Annotated in this window: 19 protein-coding genes and 1 pseudogene; 3 read left to right on the forward strand and 17 right to left on the reverse strand. The window is 56.8% G+C overall.

Going from position 1 to position 19,788, the window contains the following annotated elements:
- Nucleotides 1-491 precede the first annotated feature (491 nt).
- The 3 genes from sstT to EHV07_RS02540 all read right to left on the reverse strand — a co-directional run bounded on the left by sstT (nt 492) and on the right by EHV07_RS02540 (nt 4,126).
- The gene (sstT, locus tag EHV07_RS02530; RefSeq protein ID WP_147200499.1) at nt 492-1,724 is read right to left on the reverse strand and encodes a serine/threonine transporter SstT; all 1,233 of its coding nucleotides are present in this window, start codon (nt 1,722-1,724) and stop codon (nt 492-494) included.
- 187 nt (nt 1,725-1,911) lie between these two features.
- A complete protein-coding gene (locus EHV07_RS02535; RefSeq protein WP_147194664.1) occupies nt 1,912-2,880 on the reverse strand; it encodes a TerC family protein in 969 nt (322 codons plus the stop codon).
- Between the two features lie 250 nt (nt 2,881-3,130).
- On the reverse strand, nt 3,131-4,126 hold the full coding sequence (locus EHV07_RS02540) for a Gfo/Idh/MocA family protein (protein WP_147194667.1): 996 nt from the start codon (nt 4,124-4,126) through the stop codon (nt 3,131-3,133).
- Between the two features lie 185 nt (nt 4,127-4,311).
- On the opposite strand from EHV07_RS02540, the gene EHV07_RS02545 reads away from it, so the two are divergent.
- Entirely contained in the window at nt 4,312-6,003 is a 1,692-nt protein-coding gene (locus EHV07_RS02545; RefSeq protein WP_147194670.1) for a chloride channel protein, read from the forward strand.
- A gap of 4 nt (nt 6,004-6,007) precedes the next feature.
- Here EHV07_RS02545 and EHV07_RS02550 read toward each other — a convergent pair whose 3' ends face one another.
- On the reverse strand, nt 6,008-6,508 hold the full coding sequence (locus EHV07_RS02550; protein WP_147194674.1) for a M48 family metallopeptidase: 501 nt from the start codon (nt 6,506-6,508) through the stop codon (nt 6,008-6,010).
- A 190-nt stretch (nt 6,509-6,698) separates the two neighbouring features.
- Between EHV07_RS02550 and EHV07_RS02555 the strand changes: the two genes are divergently transcribed.
- Nucleotides 6,699-7,202, forward strand: coding sequence for a thioredoxin family protein (locus EHV07_RS02555; protein ID WP_147194677.1), 504 nt, complete (start codon nt 6,699-6,701; stop codon nt 7,200-7,202).
- A gap of 127 nt (nt 7,203-7,329) precedes the next feature.
- Here the strand turns inward: EHV07_RS02555 and EHV07_RS24815 are convergent.
- A pseudogene (locus EHV07_RS24815) lies at nt 7,330-7,461 on the reverse strand (nucleoside triphosphatase NudI); the annotation flags it as partial.
- 91 nt (nt 7,462-7,552) lie between these two features.
- Between EHV07_RS24815 and rlmG the strand changes: the two are divergent.
- The gene (gene rlmG / locus EHV07_RS02565) at nt 7,553-8,680 is read left to right on the forward strand and encodes a 23S rRNA (guanine(1835)-N(2))-methyltransferase RlmG (RefSeq protein WP_147194680.1); all 1,128 of its coding nucleotides are present in this window, start codon (nt 7,553-7,555) and stop codon (nt 8,678-8,680) included.
- A 30-nt stretch (nt 8,681-8,710) separates the two neighbouring features.
- Here the strand turns inward: rlmG and EHV07_RS02570 are convergent, their stop codons facing one another.
- The 12 genes from EHV07_RS02570 to galB all read right to left on the reverse strand — a co-directional run bounded on the left by EHV07_RS02570 (nt 8,711) and on the right by galB (nt 19,760).
- Entirely contained in the window at nt 8,711-9,421 is a 711-nt protein-coding gene (locus EHV07_RS02570) for a polyphenol oxidase family protein (RefSeq protein ID WP_147194683.1), read from the reverse strand.
- Nucleotides 9,422-9,481: 60 nt separating this feature from the next.
- Nucleotides 9,482-11,488, reverse strand: coding sequence for an NADPH-dependent 2,4-dienoyl-CoA reductase (locus tag EHV07_RS02575; RefSeq protein WP_147194687.1), 2,007 nt, complete (start codon nt 11,486-11,488; stop codon nt 9,482-9,484).
- A 119-nt stretch (nt 11,489-11,607) separates the two neighbouring features.
- Entirely contained in the window at nt 11,608-12,036 is a 429-nt protein-coding gene (locus tag EHV07_RS02580; RefSeq protein WP_147194690.1) for a type II toxin-antitoxin system VapC family toxin, read from the reverse strand.
- Nucleotides 12,033-12,287, reverse strand: coding sequence for a type II toxin-antitoxin system Phd/YefM family antitoxin (locus EHV07_RS02585; RefSeq protein ID WP_147194693.1), 255 nt, complete (start codon nt 12,285-12,287; stop codon nt 12,033-12,035). The genes EHV07_RS02580 and EHV07_RS02585 overlap by 4 nt, the downstream gene beginning before the upstream one ends.
- 102 nt (nt 12,288-12,389) lie before the next feature.
- Nucleotides 12,390-13,685, reverse strand: a complete 1,296-nt coding sequence (locus EHV07_RS02590) for a cytochrome c (RefSeq protein WP_147194696.1) — start codon at nt 13,683-13,685, stop codon at nt 12,390-12,392.
- Complete coding sequence (locus EHV07_RS02595; RefSeq protein ID WP_147194698.1) at nt 13,682-15,295, reverse strand: GMC family oxidoreductase; 1,614 nt, start codon at nt 15,293-15,295, stop codon at nt 13,682-13,684. The genes EHV07_RS02590 and EHV07_RS02595 overlap by 4 nt, the downstream gene beginning before the upstream one ends.
- On the reverse strand, nt 15,288-15,803 hold the full coding sequence (locus tag EHV07_RS02600; protein ID WP_147194701.1) for a sugar dehydrogenase complex small subunit: 516 nt from the start codon (nt 15,801-15,803) through the stop codon (nt 15,288-15,290). The genes EHV07_RS02595 and EHV07_RS02600 overlap by 8 nt, the downstream gene beginning before the upstream one ends.
- Nucleotides 15,804-15,826: 23 nt before the next feature.
- On the reverse strand, nt 15,827-16,267 hold the full coding sequence (locus tag EHV07_RS02605; protein ID WP_147194704.1) for a heme-binding protein: 441 nt from the start codon (nt 16,265-16,267) through the stop codon (nt 15,827-15,829).
- Nucleotide 16,268: 1 nt separating this feature from the next.
- Entirely contained in the window at nt 16,269-17,153 is an 885-nt protein-coding gene (locus tag EHV07_RS02610; protein ID WP_168199585.1) for an NAD(P)-dependent oxidoreductase, read from the reverse strand.
- Nucleotides 17,154-17,168: 15 nt separating this feature from the next.
- Nucleotides 17,169-18,311: a 4-oxalomesaconate tautomerase gene (locus tag EHV07_RS02615; protein WP_147194707.1), complete on the reverse strand. Its 1,143-nt coding sequence runs from the start codon at nt 18,309-18,311 to the stop codon at nt 17,169-17,171.
- A gap of 1 nt (nt 18,312) precedes the next feature.
- On the reverse strand, nt 18,313-19,026 hold the full coding sequence (locus EHV07_RS02620; RefSeq protein ID WP_147194710.1) for a 4-carboxy-4-hydroxy-2-oxoadipate aldolase/oxaloacetate decarboxylase: 714 nt from the start codon (nt 19,024-19,026) through the stop codon (nt 18,313-18,315).
- Entirely contained in the window at nt 19,023-19,760 is a 738-nt protein-coding gene (gene galB / locus EHV07_RS02625) for a 4-oxalmesaconate hydratase (RefSeq protein ID WP_147194712.1), read from the reverse strand. The genes EHV07_RS02620 and galB overlap by 4 nt, the downstream gene beginning before the upstream one ends.
- Between the last annotated feature and the right edge of the window lie 28 nt (nt 19,761-19,788).

Raw genomic sequence — 19,788 nt, forward strand, 5'->3', positions numbered from 1 at the left:
TTGTTAGCCATGTTCTGGCGGCGTTCTTCACATTTTTTATCGTTAGTATGCGTTCGGAACAGTGTCTTAACACGGGCAACTTTAAAGGATTTGCAGTAATGGCCTGTGGTAGTCATCCAGTAAAGCGGCCAAAAAGCGCTTAACTGTAACAAAACGCTGTCAAATGAGACAGGGGAAACCCGATGCCTGGGATGTTTTACAGGCGCAACATGAGTGTGCAAAGAAGTTTTACACAGGCTGACATAATTGCCAGTATTGTGGCGGCGACAATGGTGCCCGCGTGCAGCAGAAAGGGTTATTTTAAGGCATTTGGCGGAGATTGGCTGTCCAAAGCGGATTTTCAGTAAACATAGCGTCTCCACGATGGCGTGGGAGCATTAGCCTGTAATAAAGCGTTACGGGCGATGGTCGGCGGCCGACAGAGGGCCGCCTTTTGCGTCTTTATTGAAGGCCTGGGTTTCCCTCACCAGCTCCCTGGCCATACAGGCCACCTACGCTTCTTGTTCTACCTGACGTTCTTCGGCCATACAGGCCGCGGCGGTAAACAAAATATCTGCTGAGGAGTTCAGCGCGGTTTCCGCGGAATCCTGCAACACGCCGATGATAAAGCCAACGGCAACCACCTGCATGGCGACTTCGTTAGGAATGCCAAACATATTACAGGCAACCGGGATCAGCAGCAGTGAACCGCCAGCTACGCCGGAAGCGCCACAGGCGCAGACAGAAGCCACGAGGCTCAGCAAAATCGCCGTGCCGGTATCGACGTGAATGCCCAGCGTATTGACTGCCGCCAGCGTTAGCACGGTGATGGTGATCGACGCGCCCGCCATACTGATGTTGGCGCCAATCGGAATCGATACGGAATAGGTATCTTCATCCAGACCCAGCTTCTTCGCCAGCGCCATGTTAACCGGAATATTTGCGGCAGAGCTGCGGGTGAAAAAGGCGGTTACGCCACTTTCGCGCAGGCAGGTAAACACCAGCGGATAAGGATTACGGCGAATTTTCCAGTACACTAAAATCGGGTTAACGACCAGCGCCATCAGCAGCATACAACCCAGCAGCAGGCCGAGCAGATGGGCATATTCCCACAGCGCGGAAAAGCCAGTTGAGGCCAGAATCGAGGAGACCAGGCCGAAGATACCAATCGGTGCGAAGCGAATCACAATCCGTACCAGATAAGTGACTGCATTAGAGGCATCGTTCAGGAAAGCACGCGTCGTGTCACTGCTGTGTCGAAAAGCAAAACCCAGACCAATTGCCCACACCAGAATGCCGATATAGTTGGCATGCATCAGCGCATCAATCGGATTAGAAACCATACTCATCAGCAGTCCGTTCAGCACGGCCAAAATGCCTGACGGCGGCGCGATCTCGTTATTGGCAGCGGTCAGCGTTAGCGTTTGTGGCAAAAGATGGCTAAAGACGACGGCGACGATTGCAGCAAAGAAAGTGCTCAGCAGATAAAGAATGACGATAGGACGGATATTGGTTTTTTGTCCGTGCTGGTGGTTAGCGATAGAAGCAATCACCAGCACCAATACCAGCAGAGGCGCGACGGCTTTCAGGGCGCTAACAAATAGCGTACCGAGCAGGCCGACAGACAACGCGCTTTCTTTTGAAAACCAGGCCAGCGCAACGCCAGCAACAAGGCCAATCATAATTTGGGTAACCAGACCTGCCTGCATCAGGCGCTGGAACAGCCCGGAACGACTCTTTTCCATACTCATATAAAACCAGATGTGAAAGTGATGTGAATGCGCGTCAGCGTCGACTGCGCTGAACATAGCGGCATTTCCGTGTTTGCGCAGGCAGTATAAGGAAATGTGATGTCAGGGGAAGCGAAAAATGCCCGATAACGGCTAACTGCGCCGTTACCGGGGTTAAGGTTGTAATGCAGTAAAAAACTTATTAATGGCCTTTACGCTGGTCGTTACGATGGTTCACCCATGCGTTAATCAGCAGCGTCAACGCCAGAATACCACCGACGACGCTTAACGAAATCGCAACCGGAATATGATAGAAATCGACAATCAGCATTTTGAAGCCGATAAACACCAGCACCACGGCCAGGCCATATTTCAGCATAGAGAAACGTTCGGCCACGTTAGCCAGCAGGAAGTACATCGCACGCAGGCCCAGAATAGCGAACAGGTTCGAGGTCAGTACGATAAAAGGATCGGTGGTGACGGCAAAAATAGCCGGAATACTGTCGACGGCGAAAATCACATCGCTCAGTTCGACCATGATCAGCACCAGCATCAGCGGCGTGGCATACAGCAGACCATTGCGGCGAACAAAGAATTTCTCACCGTCCAACGTGTCGGTCATGCGCAGATGCTTACGCAGCCAGCGCACCACGGGTTTCTCGCCAACGGCCCCTTCGCCTTCTTCGCCCGCCATCGCCATTTTGACGCCGGTGAACAGCAGGAACGCGCCGAACAGATAAAGGATCCAGCTGAACTCGGAAACCAGCCAGCTTCCGGCAAAGATCATGATAGTACGCAGGACAATGGCACCGAGCACGCCGTAGATCAGCACGCGCCGCTGTAGCGCCGCCGGAACGGAGAAGTAGCTGAACAGCATCAGCCAGACGAACACGTTATCAACGGCCAGCGCTTTTTCCAGCACGTAACCCGTAAGGAAGGCCAGCGTTTGGGTATGGGCTACTTCCGGCCCGACAGTACCTTGCAGATACCACCACAGACCCGCAGCAAACAGAAGCGAGAGGGAAATCCAGACCAGCGACCAGAAGGCGGCCTGTTTAAGAGACATGGTTTGCGCACCACGACGACCCTGCAAAAGCAGATCGATCGCCAGCATAATCAGTACGACAACAGCGAAGCTGCCCCAGAGTAACGGCGTGCCGACACTATTCATAACGGTATCCTGTACAAAATAAAATGGCCAACGTTGGAAGACGTTAGCCACAGTATTGTTGCTGTATGCAAACCTCGCCTCCCGGCAAGGTCTCACTTACAACACAGGATGGGATCCTGGCTGCCCGGTAACCGGGTGCTGACGCACCGTAATGACGACTAACCGGCAATGAAGTTACTCCCCTTTGCTGCGCTGAAGATAAGCGCAACAGGGAAGCGGGTCAATGCTGTTCAGTCATATTTAGAAATATTTACACTACGGGATGAGGTAACTCATCTGCCGGGAAAACCACGCCGGTCTGGCGACGGATCTCCGTCAGCAGTTTTGCCGTCGAGCGGCTGGTGGTGAGGCCAGGATGATTCACCTCATTGTTTTCCACCAGCCGGACAAAAGCTTCTGCCTCATACAGCAACGGATTGATATGCTGCGGCTGGCTCAGATCCTGCGGTTTTGCGCCACGTGGCACAAAGCGAATACCCTGACACTCGGCAATCTGCTCAATAACCAGCGAGCCTTCTTCGCCCTGAATTTCACTCGGAATTTCTGACTGACTGATTTTTGAATGAAGCAGCGTGACGTCGAAATCGCCGTAGTCCATGACGACTGTACCGTGCCCGTCAACGCCGCTGGCGAGCAACGATGCCGTCGCGCTAACGGCATACGGTTCGCCCCAGAGGGCGATCGCCGTGGCCAGACAATAAAAGCCGATGTCCATAATGGAGCCATTCGACCAGGCAGGGTTAAACGTATTGGGATTTTCGCCGGCCAGATAGCGTGAATAGCGGGAAGAATACTGGCAGTAGTTAAAGACAACCTTACGCAATTTTCCCACTTTTGGCAGCGACTGCTGTAGGATCAAAAAATTAGGCAGACTGGCGGTTTTAAAGGCTTCAAACAGAACCTGTTGATTGTCGCGCGCGCAGGCAATCATCGCTTCAACTTCCCGGCTGTTCGATGCCAGCGGTTTTTCGCAAATCACATGCTTCTGATGCTGTAAAAACAGCAGCGTCTGCTGGCAATGCAGCGCGTTAGGGCTGGCGATGTAAACCGCATCGACATCGTCAGACTGCGCCAGCTGCTCCAGCGAAGTAAAAAGATGCGCTACCGGATAATCACTGCTGAAGGCCTGAGCCTGTTCCAGCGTACGCGAATAGACAGCCGTCAATTTCATTTTGCCAGTTTCATGTGCGGCATCGACAAACTGGCGGGTAATCCAGTTAGTTCCTACGACAGCGAAGCGAATCATTGTGGGTTCCACAGGCTAAGAATAGCTAAAACGAAGGCCGTTCTGACTCACGGCATGAAATATCAGAGTAGCATGTGAGGAGAGAGGGGCAATGCTAAAAAAAACGATGCACTGACTATTTGATTTTTAACGCATCTTCTCGCACGCTAAGCACAGACAGGCCGTTTTCGGGGTAAACGAACACAATGAATAGTGGCAGTAAACATGCACTCAACTGGACCAGCATTCTGGTCGCGATCCCGACCGGTTTTGCCGCTTCGCTGGTAACGCTGGGATTCCGGCGGGTCATTGAACTGATTAACTCACTGGTGTTTGGCACTCGACAGGATGTGACTCAGGCGATCGGCGTTTATCCGTGGTACTTCTGGCCGCTCATTGTCGGTATCGGTGGGCTGATTGCCGGCTTCTTTCTGCGCTATGCTACCGCGATTGAGCAAAAAGAGACGGTGCGCACCGATTATCTGGAAGTGATCAACGCCCGACTGGATGCGGTGCCAACCAAAACCTCGTTATTCCGCGCGCTCTCCTCAATTGCCAGCATCAGCAGCGGCGCTTCCATTGGGCGTGAAGGGCCAATGGTGCAGCTTTCCGCGCTGTGCGGCAGCCTGATGGGGCGGCTGTGCTTCAAAAATCTGCCGCTGAAGAACACCGATGTTGTGGCAATGGCCGCGGCGGCTGGCCTTTCATCGGTCTATCATGCACCGCTGGCGTCAGCGATTTTCGTCGCGGAGATCGCGTTTGGCATCTCGGCTCTGCAACGGCTGATCCCGCTCATTATCTCCTCGGGCGTTGCGGTATTGACCATGTGGACGCTGGGCTACCGTTCGGCTATTTATCCGTTTTCGCATGCGCAGTTTGAGCTAACGCCGGGCACGATCGCACTGACTGTGGTGATTGGCCTGCTGGCTGGTTTGATTGGTTGGGCGATGATTTGGCTGATTGCCCAGAGCCGAAAACGTTTTGCCAGGCTTAAAAGCCTGCCGCTGCGGCTGGGGGGGGGCGGCGTGCTGGTGGGCATACTGGCTATTGCAACGACTAACGTGCTGGGCAACGGTTACGAAGTGATTGTGGAAATCATGGCCGGTGGCTTCGTCCTGAAAGGGCTGTTGATCTTGCTGGCCTTGAAGATGATAGCGACAGCCGTTTCCGTTGGCTCCAATGCGGTCGGCGGCCTGTTTACGCCTTCGTTGCTGATTGGCGCGGTGCTGGGCGTGCTGGTGGCAACGCTCGCCAGCCATGCGGGATTCCCGGTGGGCAACGCGGTTATTTTTGCTGCGGTAGGCATGGGCGCGGTGCTGGCCTCGGTGAGTCAGGCGCCGCTAATGGCGATGCTGATGGTGCTGGAAATGACGCTGAACAGCAGCCTGCTGTTTCCAACAATGATTGCCTGCGTACTGGCTTCGATGACCGTTTACCGCCTGCAATCCAGCAGCACGTATCCGGTAATCAAAAATCACTTTAGCCGCTCCGATGCTAAATTCGATTTTGATAACGGCATTATTTCGCAGTTTATCGTCTCCGGTGCCGCGCTGATGCCGGACGACTCTGTCGGTAAAGCGCTGGCGGTCAGCTCGCTAAAGCGTGAACGCTTTGTCTATGTCATTAGCGAAACTGGCCAGTTTTTAGGCGCGGCTTCTATCCACGATATCTCGCGCAAAGTGCTGGATAAAGAGATCACCCTGGATTCGCCGGTCAGCTGCGTGACGGATGCTGCTTTTCCCACTATTTTTGCTAATCAGACGATTACGGAAGGCTGGGAAGCCTTCGCCCGCGGCACGCTGGAGCGGCTGCCGGTACTGAACAATCCTCACGAGCGGAAATATCTGGGGGCACTGACCAAAACCAGCCTGATTCAGAAAGCGAAGGATTTCCTGTGATATGTCAGGCTTCTTTACCGCGCAATGCCTGCTCGGTTAGCCACAGACGCGTATCGAACTCCAGCTGATGATATTGCGGTTCCATATGGCAGCAGAGCTGATAAAAGGCTTTGTTATGATCTTTCTCTTTAATATGCGCCAGTTCATGTACCACGATCATTCGTAAAAACGCTTCTGGCGCTTGCTTAAAGATGGTCGCCACGCGAATTTCTGCTTTCGCCTTCAGCTTGCCGCCCTGCACGCGGGAAATCGCGGTATGCAGACCCAGCGCGTGCTTCATCACTTTGATTTTGCTGTCGTAAATCACTTTATTCAGCGGCGGCGCGTTGCGCAGGCACTGGTTCTTCAAGTCCAGCGCATAGTCATATAGCGCTTTATCGCTGGTAATATTGTGGCTGTCGGGATAACGCTTTTGCAGCACTTCACCCAGCCGCTGCTGATCGATCAGCTGCTGCACCTGAGAGAGCAGTGACTCCGGATAACCCTGTAAATACAAAAAAGACACGGACGGCCCTTACATTGCGTTGTGCCGATTACCGGCAGCAAAACCGGAATTTTACCATGCGCATGAGGCGATCGGCTAACCTTCATCCGTGTTCCCGCTTAAGCGCCGTGGTGCGGGTATCTGATTGCAAGCATGGGTGCCTTTTCGCATACTGTCAGCTATTCCGGCAGAGCGCCCAGACGAGAGAATCATGATGATTAATTTTAAAGAGTTGTTCAGCGCGGGAGCGAGCTTTAACGCATTCGCCACCACCGGCCTTGCTGGGGAAATCAAGGCGGTGGAAGAGGCTCGCACTAAACTGGCATCACTGCCCGAGTCCCTGAAAGAAGAGGTGCGGGCTGTTCAGGGTAATTATTATCTGCTTACCGCCGCAGAGCTTTGGTGCCCGGACTGCCAGCGCAACGTTACGGCCATGCAGTTTCTCAGCGAGCTACAGCCCACAATCCAGCAGGCGATCATCAGCAAAAGTCGTGCTGAACGTAGCCTGATGGCGGCGCTGCAGCTGGAAAAAATACCGGTGCCTTTTACCGCCATCCTTAATGCAGATTTTGAACTGCTTGGCACTTTTGTTGAAAGGCCGCAGGCGGTTATCAATGGCGATGACGAGGTTCTGCAACGCTATCGGCAAGGCGAGCTGCTGGGCGAAACCGTGAAAGATATCCTCGCCGTCATTCAGCAATCAGCAGCGGCTTAATCGGCGTGATGGCAGCCACGGCATCGCTGAATTAAGCTGCCGTGGGCGGCCGTTATCTGCAACGCATTACTGCCGATCCGTAATATTCAGCGGTGAATCATACGTGATTTTTATCGAGAATTGCATATTAAATGAATCCTTTTTGGGTAAAGGTGACCCGAGTCGCCTCATTTAAATCCATATTCTTCATGGTTTCAGGCGATACCCAAATAACTTCCTGAAATTCTTCGTTAAACATAATATTCCGATTAGCACTAACATAGCGGCAACCGGCCAGTTGTAAGAAAAACGTTTACTGTCGGGCCGTTTTAGGGGATAAATCGCGGGAATTTTACCAAGCCGGAGATCCCATGAGCCAACTCGAACTGAGCCACCGCACGCTGACGCTGCATCGTTTTCCCCAGATGCGCGAAGAAAGCCCGTTGCAGGCGTGGGATGCCGCCGACGAATATCTGCTCAGACAGATTGCCGATACGCCAGCCAACGGGCCGACGTTAATTTTTAATGACACCTTCGGCGCGTTGGCCTGCGCGCTGGTGGGAGAAGATCTCTACAGCATCAGCGACTCGTGGATCAGCCAGCAGGCGACGCAGCAGAACCTGATGAATAACGGCATGGACGAAGGCGACGTGCACTTCATCGACAGCCTCGCACCGCTGCCTGTTGCGCCTGCTCGCGTGCTGATCAAGATCCCTAAGACGCTGGCGCTGCTGGAACAACAGCTGCGTGCGCTGCGCGCTGTTGTCACCCCGGAAACACAGGTTATTGCCGCTGGCAAAGCGAAGGATATTCATACTTCCACGCTGCAACTGTTCGAGCGCGTACTCGGTAAAACCACCACCTCGCTGGCAGTGAAAAAAGCCCGTCTGATTTACTGTACGCCGGCGCTGCCTGAACTGGCTGATGCGCCTGAGACCTTCTCATGGCCGCTGGACGGCACCGATTATCACATTCATAACCATGCCAACGTGTTTGCCCGTAGTGGCCTGGACGTCGGTGCGCGTTTCTTTATGGATAATCTGCCGGAAAACATTGAAGGCGAAATCGTCGACCTGGGCTGCGGCAACGGCATCATCGGCCTGCTGGCGCTGGAACAGAACCCTGCCGCCGAGGTGCACTTTATTGATGAGTCCTGGATGGCCGTTGCCAGCAGCCGGATGAATGTAGAGGTAAACCGTCCGCAGGATGTTGAGCGCAGCCACTTTGCGGTTAACAACTCGCTGGCGGGCTTCCCGTCCGATCGCCTGCATGCGGTACTTTGTAACCCGCCGTTCCACCAGCAGAACACCCTGACCGATCACATTGCCTGGCAGATGTTCCGCGATGCGCGTCGCTGCCTGCAATACGGTGGCGAGCTGCGCATCGTCGGCAACCGCCATCTGGATTACTATCGCAAAATGAAGAAGCTGTTTGGCAACTGCACCACCGTCGCCTCTAACCAGAAATTTGTGATCCTGCGTTCAGTCAAATTACGCTAATTCTACCGCCGCATCCTGCTGATGCGGCGCCTATCGCCGCTTTATCCACGAAAATCGCTGCTGATAGCCATGCCTGAAATGGCTGTTGCGGCGATAGCTCGCCTGTTCTTCCGCCATGCAATAGGTGCAGATGCCGCTCAGTTCGATTTGCGCTTCCGGCACGCCTTCCCGTATCGCCATACGTTTTGCCAGCAGCGGTAAATCAAACCATATTCCCTGCGTGGTAGCGATCGCCTGGGGCCGGACGGCCTGTGGATTGACGCTCTGCTGGGTTGAGCAGGCCAGCAGTGGCGTCACATTGGCAGGGTTTTGCTGACGAATCTCAGCGAGACGATCTTCGCCCAACTCGTAACAGCAGCAGCCAATTGACGGGCCGATAGCGATCAGCAGGCTGTCTGGCGTAGCGCCACGGCTGCACAGCTGGTGAATGGCGTTGATCAACACGCCGCCGAGCGCGCCGTTCAGCCCGGCATGCACAGCAGCCACCTGTTGCGTGCGCGTATCGGCAATCAGCACCGGCAGGCAGTCGGCGGTGTAAACCGCCACGGGACGGGTGCCGCTGGCGATTAGTCCATCGGCCTGCTGGCTTTTTACCGGCAGGGCTTCACTGTCCAGCAGCACGCGGGCGCTGTGGCGCTGATGATTATAAATGCTTGTTTCCGGCGGCTGCTCACCGGCGGGCAGGAAGCGATGATCGAGCCAGTCGGGGGCGGAGAGCAGGGAGGAAGTCCAGGTCAGCATGCGTGTTTCCTTTATTCAGCGGTCGGCTGAAAGCAGTCTACCATTGCCACCGAGCTACCGTTATATCGTCAGTGCCAGCCGTGTACCTTGTGCTATCGCCCGACGGGCATCCAACTCCTGCGCCACGTCGGCACCGCCAATTATATGCACCCTTTTTCCGTTAGCGGTTAGCGCTGCCGCCAGTTGGCGATTCGGCTCCTGACCTGCGCAAATGACTACGTTATCCACTTTCAGTACCGCAGGCTGGCCTTCGCGCCAAATATGCAGTCCCCGATCGTCGATCTTCAGGTATTGCACGCCGCCCCACATCTGCACCTGGCGCATTTGCAGACTGGCACGATGGATCCAGCCAGTGGTTTTTCCCAGTCCGGCACCCGGTTTGCCGGGCTTGCGCTGGAGCAGCCAGATCTGACGCACGGGTTTGGGCGGTTCAGGCGGCACCAGGCCGCCAGGCTGTTGTAAGGTTTGATCGATGCCCCACTCCTGGCAGAAGGCAGCGATGTTCAGGCTGGTGGATTCGCCATGCTGGCTGAGATACTCGGCGACATCAAAACCAATCCCGCCCGCGCCGATAATGGCCACGCGCTGGCCGACCGGTTTTTTATCACGCAAAATATCGAGATAGCTGAGCACGCTGGGATGATCGATGCCGGTAATCTCCGGCGTGCGTGGTAAGACACCCGTCGCCAGCACCACGTCGTCAAATTCAGCCAGATCGGCAGCGCTTACCGTCTGGTTCAAATGCAGCACCACGTTGTGGATTGCCAGCTGACGCGAAAAGTAGCGCAGCGTCTCACTAAACTCTTCTTTGCCGGGGATCTGGCGCGCCAGATTGAATTGCCCGCCGATCACAGACGCGCGATCGAACAGCGTAATCTGATGACCACGCGCGGCCGCGTTGACGGCAAAGGCCAGTCCGGCAGGCCCGGCCCCAACCACCGCGATGTTTTTTGGCCGGGCTGGCGTCATGACGATTTCTGTTTCATGGCAGGCGCGGGGATTGACCAGGCAAGAGGTGATCTTGCCAGCAAATATCTGGTCGAGGCAGGCCTGATTACAGCCGATGCAGGTATTGATCTCATCGCTACGACCAGTCTGCGCCTTTTGCACAAACTGCGCATCGGCCAGAAAAGGCCGCGCCATCGAAATCATATCGGCGCAGCCATCATCGAGCAGAGCCTGCGCCACGTCAGGATGATTGATACGGTTGGTGGTAATTAACGGAACATGTAAATGCGCTTTGAGCTGCTTTGTCACCCAGCCAAAAGCGCCACGCGGCACCGAGGTGGCGATGGTCGGGATACGGGCTTCATGCCAGCCAATACCGGTATTGATCAGCGTGACGCCCGCCTGCTCAATAGCCAGTGCCAGCCGCAACGTTTGCGGCAGCGTATTGCCCTGTTCAACCAGATCCAGCATCGAAAGCCGGTAAATAATAATAAATTCGCGGCCCACCGCTTCCCGTACTGCCCGAACGACCTCAACGGCAAAGCGCATCCGGCGCACTTCGTCTCCACCCCATTGATCGCTGCGCTGATTGGTTCTGGCGGCGAGAAACTGATTTATCAGATAACCTTCGGAACCCATAATTTCCACGCCGTCATAGCCCGCCTCCCTCGCCAGCGCGGCGCAGCGGGCGAAATCAGCGATCAGCGCCAGAATATCTTCATGGTTTAAAACGTTAGGCGTAAACGGATTGATTGGAGCCTGAAGCGGGGAGGGCGCAACCAGCGAAGGCTGGTAGCTGTAGCGGCCTGCGTGGAGGATCTGCATGGCAATTTTGCCGCCTGCCTGATGCACGTCATCGGTGACCTGGCGATGAGGTTCCAGCTGCTCCCGACAACTCAACACGGAAGCACCCGCCATCACCACACCTTCCGGTGAAGGCGCAATGCCGCCGGTGACAATCAGCGCCACGCCCGCAGCGGCGCGTTCGGCGTAGAAGGCTGCAAGGCGACGTGCGCCATCAGCGTGTTCTTCCAGCCCGGTATGCATCGAGCCCATCAGCACGCGATTTTTCAGCTGGGTGAAACCCAGATCGAGGGGAGAAAACAGAGAAACGCCCATAGCAGCCCGCGAATAAGTGGTCGGATGAGTTTCACTGTAGCGGTGAAAAAGGCGGGCGGAAAGTTGTGAATGCGGGAGTGTGATGCAGCGCCAGGAATTCTTCCGTGATGCGTGAATCGCTACTGGATCCAGCCCCACGGATTGAGCACCTTTACGCCCAGACCTTCGAAATCCTGCGTGTTGCGCGTCACCACGATCATCCCGTGACGGTAAGCCGTTGCAGCGATCATCGCATCGTTGGCTGAACGATGATCCGGCACATGCAGGCTTGCGCAGTACAAGGCCGTTTCAGTATCGAAAGGCAGGACGCGACCAGCAAACTCCCGCAATACGGCCGATTCAAACCAGTTGCGCAGCATGTTGCCTTGAGAGCTGTCCCGGCGTGAGACCTGGAGAATGCCTTTCTCTATTTCCATCAGGGTGATGGCAGAGACAAACATGTCTCCCGCTTCTACCGTCTCTGTCCACTGAGCAACATGGACGTCCATCTTCGGCGTCCTTGCCTTACGTAATTCAGATATCACATTGGTGTCGAGCAAATATCTCATGAAAAATCCACGTCCCTGAATCCGATGTTTCCACGTTCTGGTTCAAAATCAAGTTCAGCCACACCCGGCATCGCCAGCGCATCCTGAATATTACGTTGTGAACCGGTTAGCTTTTTGTAGTCGGCAAAGGTGAGCAATACATGGGCTGGCTCACCGCGATCCGTAATATAGACTGGCCCGCTTTCAGCTAGTTTCTTCGCCTGCGAGACTTGCTGATTAAAGGTGCGGCTGGAGAGAGTGGTGATGGTCATCGCCGTCTCCTTGTTATGTAGGTACATATCTACATAATACGCCGAACGAATAAAAATTCAACAGCCATTGAGGGTAAATCAATCACTTCAACCCGGCAATGTTTAACGCATCGCACTCTCACCCTGACCATAAACCGGCGGCGAGGCCAGCTTCGCGGCCTTGCGCAATTCAGCGACCTGTTTCGCGGTCACGCTGGCGGCAGAGGGGTTGCCGAACTGACGGCTCACGTAATTACTGACGTCGGCCACCTGCCGATCGCTCAGTTCAGGCGCAAAAGGCGGCATAAAGATTTCGCCCTCAGCCATTCGACGATGAACGCCGTTCAGCACCACAGAAACCAGATTGCGGCTGTCGCTGGCGCCGGTCGTTGTATGGCTGTAAAGCGACGGGTAAGCGCTAAAACCCTGCCCGGAGCCGCCGCCCTCCGCGCCATGGCAGCTGGCGCAGCTTCCGGCAAAAACGACGGCGCCAGCATCGGCCTGTTTCGTTCCCCGCAGCGTGGCCAGCGAACCCGCTTCACCCCACTGGTTGCGAGGCTTGCTCTGGGTGCTGTCGCTGGCGGGCTTAACGGTACGCAGGTAGCGCACGATATCACGCAGATCCTGCTCAGGAAGATATTGCAGGCTGTGCTCTATCGCTTCGGCCATCGGCCCTGAAGCGCTATCCTGACCGGCGACGAAACCGGTTTTCATGTAGTCGACCAGCTGGTTTTCACTCCAGCTGCCAATGCCGGCATGCTGGTCAGGCGTGATATTCCAGGCGATCCAGCCGCCAAGATCGCCGCCCGCCAGCGGCCGATCGCGATCCATGCCTTTAGTCAGATTGCGCGGTGTATGGCAGGTGCCGCAGTGCGCCAGCGCTTCCACCAGATAGCGGCCATTATTCCATTCTGCGCTCTGGCTGGGATCCGAGTGGATCTCACCCTGATCGAGGTTCAGCCATTTCCAGAAACGCAGCCCCCAGCGCTGATTAAAAGGAAACGGCAGCCGGGTTTCTGGCGAAGGTTCATGCACGCCGGGCAGGGATAACAAATAAGCGCGGATTGCCAGTACATCCTCACGCCGCATTTGGCTGAATGAGTCATACGGCATGGCGGGATAAAGCTGTTTGCCGTCTTTACCCGTTCCTTCCCGCACGGCCGCCACAAACTCTTCTTCGCTCCAGCTGCCAATGCCGTACTGCCGGTCGGCAGAGATATTGCTGCCGTAAATCTGCCCGAATGGCGTACTCACTGCAAAGCCACCGCCAAAAGGTTTACCGTTGGTCGCCGTATGGCAGGCCGCGCAGTCCGCCGCCGTAGCCAGATATTTTCCCCGCTGGATTTGCGTCTGGTCAGCGTGCACCGGTAACCCGCAGCCTGCGGTCAGTGCGCAGAGCAACAGCATTAACATTTTCATGTGTTCACTCCCAGGCTTGCCAGCACGCGGTCCGCCATCAGCAGCGCCAGCGCCGTGCCGGTCAGCGTGGAGTTCACGGTAGAGGCGGAAGGCATGATGCCCGTTCCGGCAATAAACAGGTTGGGATGATCGTGCGTGCGGCAGTCGGCATCTACCACGGAGTTATGCGCCTCTCTGCCCATGATCATCGTGCCGGTAATATGCTGATTGTTATCGTAACTACCTCGTTTGCTGTAGATCGCTTCGGTGCCGCCCATTTTGCTGACGATGCGCTGGAAATCCTGCACCGACTGGTCGTAACCCCGATGCACATACTCTGGAAAACGGTAATAAACCTCCAGTTTGGGAATGCCCCAGGCATCTTTTGCCGTTTTGCTGAGCACCACGCGGTTCTCCGGTTCTGGCAGCATCTCCAGCAGGCATTTGAGCTGCACAAAATGGGCGGCCTGCCACGCCAGTTTGTCGTTCAGCGCTTTGCCGTAATAGCCGCTTCGCACCAGACGTTCGGTGAGATAACGCACCGGAGAGGTATTCGCCAGATCGATCCGCAGCGCCGAACGTTCAGCCCTGAAAGCACCGTCTCGCATGTTATTGATGCTGCCGGGCCGCATCGGACCCCGACCAAACCAGACCGGTTCATCAGCATAGAACTCAACGGAAGAACCCGGATGATCCATCAGGTTGCGACCTACCATGCCCGAGCTGTTAGCCAGCCCGTGGGGAAACCGCTCGCTGGTGGAAAGCAGCAAAATTTTGGGGCTTTCGATGCCGTTAGCGGTAAGAACAAACTGCTTGCCCGTTACGCGATGGCTGGTTTTGTTGCGATCCAGAAAATGAACGGCCTGGATAACGCCGCGATCGTCCGCCTCAATACGATAAACCACGGCGTTAGCGATAATTTTTACCCCAGCATCCAAAGCCTTGCGGGCAGAAATGCCGCCGTGATACTGCGCGTCAATCGGGCACACTGGCATGCAGTTGTTGTTACCGCAGCAGGCCGGACGCCCGTCATACGGCTGGCTGTTGCGCGCCTGAGGGCCAATACCCACATCGTAGCCCGAAGAGGCCAGGCGTCGCTTGATCTGCTCAAAACCCCAGGGCAGCGGAATGCCGGGCAGCGGATAAGGCCGCGAGCGCGGCGAGTCCAGATCGCTGTCGCCGGATACGCCCATTTGATACTCCGCCTCGCAGTAATAAGGCTCCAACTGGGCATAGCTAAGCGGCCAGTCGCGACCGATGCCGTACAGCGTGTTGATGCGCATATCGTTAGGCAACAGGCGAAAAGCCTGGCCAGCCCAGTGCCAGGTTGTGCCGCCGGTGCCGCGTAAATATTGCGCCCGATAGGGATCCGGGCCTTTCTGAATCAGATAGTTGTTATCAGTAGGGATAAATTTCGGCTGCGGTGCCCAGGGCTGCGGTGGATAGGGCTCGGTAAAATCGCCTTTAAACGGCGAATTGCGAAAATATTCCACCGCTTCATCGCGCTTGATTTCCGGGCCGGATTCCAGCATCAGCACCGACACGCCAGCCAGCGCCATTTTCAAGGCGGCGAGCGAACCGGCAATCCCTGCGCCAATCACAATGACGTCTGCGCTTAGTGACTCAGGCATGCGAGTTCTCCTGATGAGGCGGACGGATCCAGAAGTCGGGTTCGCCTGGCGCATAGCTGGGCGGCAGCAGCGACGTTTTGACCAGCCGGTAGCTAACGATATTTTCAAAGGCGAGACACTCAGGCTGAGCAACGTTCACCACGCCAAGATACCAGCCGGAGATCAGCGCCTGGTAGAGGTCGCGCAGAGCGGATGACTGCTGAGCGATAACCGCCAGCAGCGCGTTTCCCTGAAGATCTGGCTGACTGGTGAGCAGGGCGCTCAGGCGCTGTATATCCCCGTCGGGATCGTCAAATTGCAGATGCAGCCAGCTGTAAAGACGCCGGGCCAGTAACGGATCGGGCTGCGCCATGCCGGTCAGCATCTGCGAGAGAGTCATAAAGTGCGCCGGCACGCTGATGGCCTCAGCCGGTGGCGCATAAGCGAAAACGGGCAGCCACCGGGCGGCGATGCTGGCGGCAAAAAGCCCCGCCGAGCCGGCTAAAAGCCGGCGACGTGTAAGTGACATGAAGGGATCCTTGTGAAGGCGGGTCAGTTCAGCGTGGCAGCTGCGGATTCTGACGCCGAATTGTCCAGTTCCTGTTTGGGTGTACTGACGCCTACTGCGCCGACAACTTCACCGTGGAGGGTAAGGGGAAAGCCGCCACCGAGGGCGACCGCCTGAGGGATAGCCAGCACGCTGGTTTCACCCTTTTGCAGCCGTTGCATAAATTTCAGCGTTGGCGTGCGGTAAAGCGCCGAGGTGCGGGCTTTGCCGATCGAAGCCTGCACACAGCCGGGCGGCGCGTTATCAAAACGCTGGAAGGCCAGCAGCAGGCCGCTGCTGTCAACGACGGCCACGCAGCCAGTGCTGTTGGCGGCGGAAAGCTGGCTTTTTACCTGACTGATGATCCGGCCGGTTTGCGCCGTATCAGGGGTTGCCGCGCTACATTGAGCGGCGGCAGCCAGCAGTAAAGCGAAACGAAATTTCATATCACTCCTTCGGATAAATGCGTTCCAGCGCCTGCTGCCAGACAAACGGCTTCAGCTGTTGATAATGCAGCCCGCGCAGGGCAATGGCATCCACCAGTCCCTGCTGTGTGGCGACAATGCCCAGGCTCATTGCTGGCGAAACGTTAACGTCCTGCAATGTTTGCACCACTTCACGCATCTCTTCAGCGCGTCGCTGTCCATGTTCGGCCACCCGGCTAATCAGGTAGTCCGGCAGCGTCGTATTCCAGCCCAGCGAGGGGAAACTGGCGTGCAGAGAATCCAGCACCGCCTGCTCAACGCCATACTGACGGGCGGCGCTCAGGCATTCTGTGGTCAGCGCTTCCAGTCCTTTGATCATCACGCTGCGGCACATTTTAATCGCCGAGGCTTCGCCGACGTCGCGGCTGCGATACTGACTGTTGAAACCCAGTTCACGCAGCTGTCCGTCGATCGTTTCGGCCGTCGTGCCGCCAAGCAGCAGCGGGGTTTGCAAACGCTGAGGCGGCACCGGTGCCATCACCGCAACGTCGATATAGGCCGCGCCTGCGGCTTCCACGATCTCTGCCGCTGCCAGCTTGGTGGCGGGCGCAACCGAGTTCAGATCCAGAAAGGTTTGTCCGGCTTTCAGATTGGACGCGGCGGTCAGCGCCACGTTCAGCGCTTCAGAAGCCGTTACCGTCGAGAAAATCAGGCTGGCGTTTTGCAAGGCTTCGTCGAGCGAACGAGCGAGGCGAACGCCCGACGCCGCTGCTTTCTGTTCCATTTCCTGACGGGTTTCAGCGTTAAGCAGTTTGCGGTCCCAAACGGTCACTGTTGCATGAGCCGCCAGATCACGGGCAAGAATGCCGCCCGCTTCGCCGAAGCCGATAAAAGAGATATTTATCATGGCAGTAATCCTTATTTACGAGGAAGGGAGGGTCACCTCAAAGTGGTAGCCCGCCAGCTGGGCGTTCTGTTCACCGATGGTGGCTGGCCAGACTGCGGCCGGGATCATCACTTCGCCAGCAAAAATCAGCCGCGCCGTACGCAGCAATCCTGCGCCGGTCAGCGCGTGCTGCTCGTTACGCCTTAGCAGCACGCTGAATTCGCCGGTGGGATGCTCCACGCTCAGACGTTGCGACAGCGCGTCGGTGACGTTTGCCAGCCCGTCCGCCACGCTTCCCGCCAGCAGGCAGGCGCTGGCAACGCTAACCGCGCCCAGTACGCCTATCGAAGCGTGGCAGCGATGCGGAATAAAAGTGCGGCTGCCGATCGTTCCACCCGCCCGGGGTTCGGCCAGCAGCGTCATCTTAGGTACGGTGCGCTGGCTGACATCACCCAGATTCATCAACGGCCCGGCCTGAAGGCGGATCGCTTCCAGACGATCTTTAAGCTGCCGATCGGCATCCAGCTCTTCGCGGGTTTCATAACCGCTGCGTCCCAGATCGGCAGCCCGCACCAGCACCACCGGCATGCCGTTGTCGATGCAGGTCACGTCGATGCCGTCAAAACGATCGCGAACCTGACCGGTGGGCAGCAACGCGCCGCAGCTGGAACCGGCAATATCGCTGAAGTTCAGCAGCACTTCCGCCGCCGTTCCCGGCACGCCATCGATTTTCAGGTCGCCGTCGTAATCCACCTGGCCCAGCGGCGTGGCAACCTGAGCGATTGCGATCTGCCCGGTGTTTTCCATAAAGATCCGCACGCTGGTCTGCGGATCGGTAGCCGCAATCAGGCCACGCTCCAGCGCGAACGGGCCAACTGCCGCGAGGATGTTGCCGCAGTTTTGCCCGTAATCCACGCTGGCCCGATCGACGTTGACCTGAGCGAACAGATAATCGACATCGGCATCCGGGCGGGCAGAGCGGCGCACGATCGCGACTTTACTGGTCAGCGGATCGGCACCGCCCAGGCCGTCGATCTGGCGACTGTCCGGCGATCCCATCACCGCCAGCAAAACGCGATCGCGCAGATCCCGATCTTCTGGCAAATCTTCCGCCAGGAAGCAGGCGGCTTTTGAGGTTCCCCCGCGCATCAACAGGCAGGGAATGCGGCGCTGGCGCATATCAGTTCTCCAGATCGTCGGCGCTGTCCACATAGCGCAAGCCTTTTTCCGCCAGGCGCGGCCGCATCTGATAAATATCCAGACCCAGCTCGCCCGCCGCCATCCGCGCACGCTTGCTCTCTTCCAGCTCTTCACGCTGGCGGGCGCTCTCGGCTACGCGGGCAGCTTCGGCGCGCGCCACCACGACCACGCCGTCGTCATCCGCGACGATCACATCGCCAGGATTAACCAGCTGGCCCGCGCAAATCACCGGCACGTTGACCGATCCGAGCGTCTCCTTTACCGTTCCCTGGGCGTAAATCGCCCGTGACCAGACGGCAAAGCCCATCTCCCGCAGCGTCCGCGAATCTCTCACACCGTGATCGGCAATCAGCCCGATAACGCCGCGAGCCTGCAAGGAAGTCGCCAGCAGATCGCCGAAGAAGCCGTCCACACAGGGAGAAGTGGGCACGGCCACCAGAATATCGCCCGGCTGACACTGTTCCACGGCAACGTGAAACATCCAGTTGTCGCCAGGTGCCAGCAGCACGGTGACCGCGCTGCCCGCGATACCCTTATCCTGCTGAACCGGACGGATAGCGGGATCGAGCAGGCCTTTTCGCCCCTGGGCTTCATGAACGGTTGCCACACCAGAAGCCGCCAGCGAGGCGATGTCCCGTGCTGCGGCACGCTGGATATTGCGCACCACCACGCCTTTTTTACCGAGCTGACTCATGCCAGATCCTCCGTCACGCGTGGGAAGATGCTTTGATAGCCTTCGCCATAAACGATGTCGCGCGCGGCAGTGATGCCGACGTTGCGTTTGGCCTGAACGCCTCGCTGTTGGGCAACGCGGGTGTAGTATTCCCACAGGTGTTCCTGACCGGCCATGCACTGGATGGCGGCGTATTTTTTATCCCACACGCTGGTAATATCCAGCAGCACGTCCGGCTTCCAGTTGCACTGTTCAGGCTGGTGCGGCTCAAAGCAGTAGACCGGCGGCGCGGCAACAATTTTTTCGCCGGGACGATAGCCTTCGGCCTGGGCAATGATGCGTGCTTCCTGCGCCAGATGCGTTGCCATCGGGTGATCGTAGTTATAAGGATCATGCAGCGAGTGGCTGAGCACAAAGTGCGGCTGGATGCGGCGGTAGACGTCCGCCAGGCGGAACAGCGCCTCTTTATCGGCACGCAGCGGGTAATCACCCATATCAAAAAATTCGATGCTGGCACCGAGGATTTCAGCGGCGGCCAGTGCTTCGCTACGGCGCGCTTCTTTGACTTTTTCTTCCGTCATGTTGCCTTTGCGCCACAGTTTGGCGGATTCGCCACGTTCGCCAAACGAGAGGCAGACGACGTGAACGCTATAGCCCTGCTGCTGATGCAGCGCGATAGCACCGCCTGCACGCCAGACGAAATCGGCAGAGTGAGCACTGACCACCAGCGCGGTTTTTTCAGAGTTTGCAGTCATTTTCAGGTTCCTTTGCGTTTTTTTTCAT

The organism is Pantoea sp. CCBC3-3-1 (genome assembly GCF_007981265.1).
In the GTDB taxonomy this organism is placed as follows: domain Bacteria; phylum Pseudomonadota; class Gammaproteobacteria; order Enterobacterales; family Enterobacteriaceae; genus Erwinia.

Excerpts from the sequence above, each read along its gene's own strand:
- sstT (WP_147200499.1), bottom strand. The coding sequence starts at position 1,724 with ATGGAAAAGAGTCGTTCCGGGCTGTTCCAGCGCCTGATGCAGGCAGGT.
- EHV07_RS02535 (WP_147194664.1), bottom strand. The coding sequence starts at position 2,880 with ATGAATAGTGTCGGCACGCCGTTACTCTGGGGCAGCTTCGCTGTTGTC.
- EHV07_RS02540 (WP_147194667.1), bottom strand. The coding sequence starts at position 4,126 with ATGATTCGCTTCGCTGTCGTAGGAACTAACTGGATTACCCGCCAGTTT.
- EHV07_RS02545 (WP_147194670.1), top strand. The coding sequence starts at position 4,312 with ATGAATAGTGGCAGTAAACATGCACTCAACTGGACCAGCATTCTGGTC.
- EHV07_RS02555 (WP_147194677.1), top strand. The coding sequence starts at position 6,699 with ATGATGATTAATTTTAAAGAGTTGTTCAGCGCGGGAGCGAGCTTTAAC.
- rlmG (WP_147194680.1), top strand. The coding sequence starts at position 7,553 with ATGAGCCAACTCGAACTGAGCCACCGCACGCTGACGCTGCATCGTTTT.
- EHV07_RS02570 (WP_147194683.1), bottom strand. The coding sequence starts at position 9,421 with ATGCTGACCTGGACTTCCTCCCTGCTCTCCGCCCCCGACTGGCTCGAT.
- EHV07_RS02575 (WP_147194687.1), bottom strand. The coding sequence starts at position 11,488 with ATGGGCGTTTCTCTGTTTTCTCCCCTCGATCTGGGTTTCACCCAGCTG.
- EHV07_RS02580 (WP_147194690.1), bottom strand. The coding sequence starts at position 12,036 with ATGAGATATTTGCTCGACACCAATGTGATATCTGAATTACGTAAGGCA.
- EHV07_RS02585 (WP_147194693.1), bottom strand. The coding sequence starts at position 12,287 with ATGACCATCACCACTCTCTCCAGCCGCACCTTTAATCAGCAAGTCTCG.
- EHV07_RS02590 (WP_147194696.1), bottom strand. The coding sequence starts at position 13,685 with ATGAAAATGTTAATGCTGTTGCTCTGCGCACTGACCGCAGGCTGCGGG.
- EHV07_RS02595 (WP_147194698.1), bottom strand. The coding sequence starts at position 15,295 with ATGCCTGAGTCACTAAGCGCAGACGTCATTGTGATTGGCGCAGGGATT.
- EHV07_RS02600 (WP_147194701.1), bottom strand. The coding sequence starts at position 15,803 with ATGTCACTTACACGTCGCCGGCTTTTAGCCGGCTCGGCGGGGCTTTTT.
- EHV07_RS02605 (WP_147194704.1), bottom strand. The coding sequence starts at position 16,267 with ATGAAATTTCGTTTCGCTTTACTGCTGGCTGCCGCCGCTCAATGTAGC.
- EHV07_RS02610 (WP_168199585.1), bottom strand. The coding sequence starts at position 17,153 with ATGATAAATATCTCTTTTATCGGCTTCGGCGAAGCGGGCGGCATTCTT.
- EHV07_RS02615 (WP_147194707.1), bottom strand. The coding sequence starts at position 18,311 with ATGCGCCAGCGCCGCATTCCCTGCCTGTTGATGCGCGGGGGAACCTCA.
- EHV07_RS02620 (WP_147194710.1), bottom strand. The coding sequence starts at position 19,026 with ATGAGTCAGCTCGGTAAAAAAGGCGTGGTGGTGCGCAATATCCAGCGT.
- galB (WP_147194712.1), bottom strand. The coding sequence starts at position 19,760 with ATGACTGCAAACTCTGAAAAAACCGCGCTGGTGGTCAGTGCTCACTCT.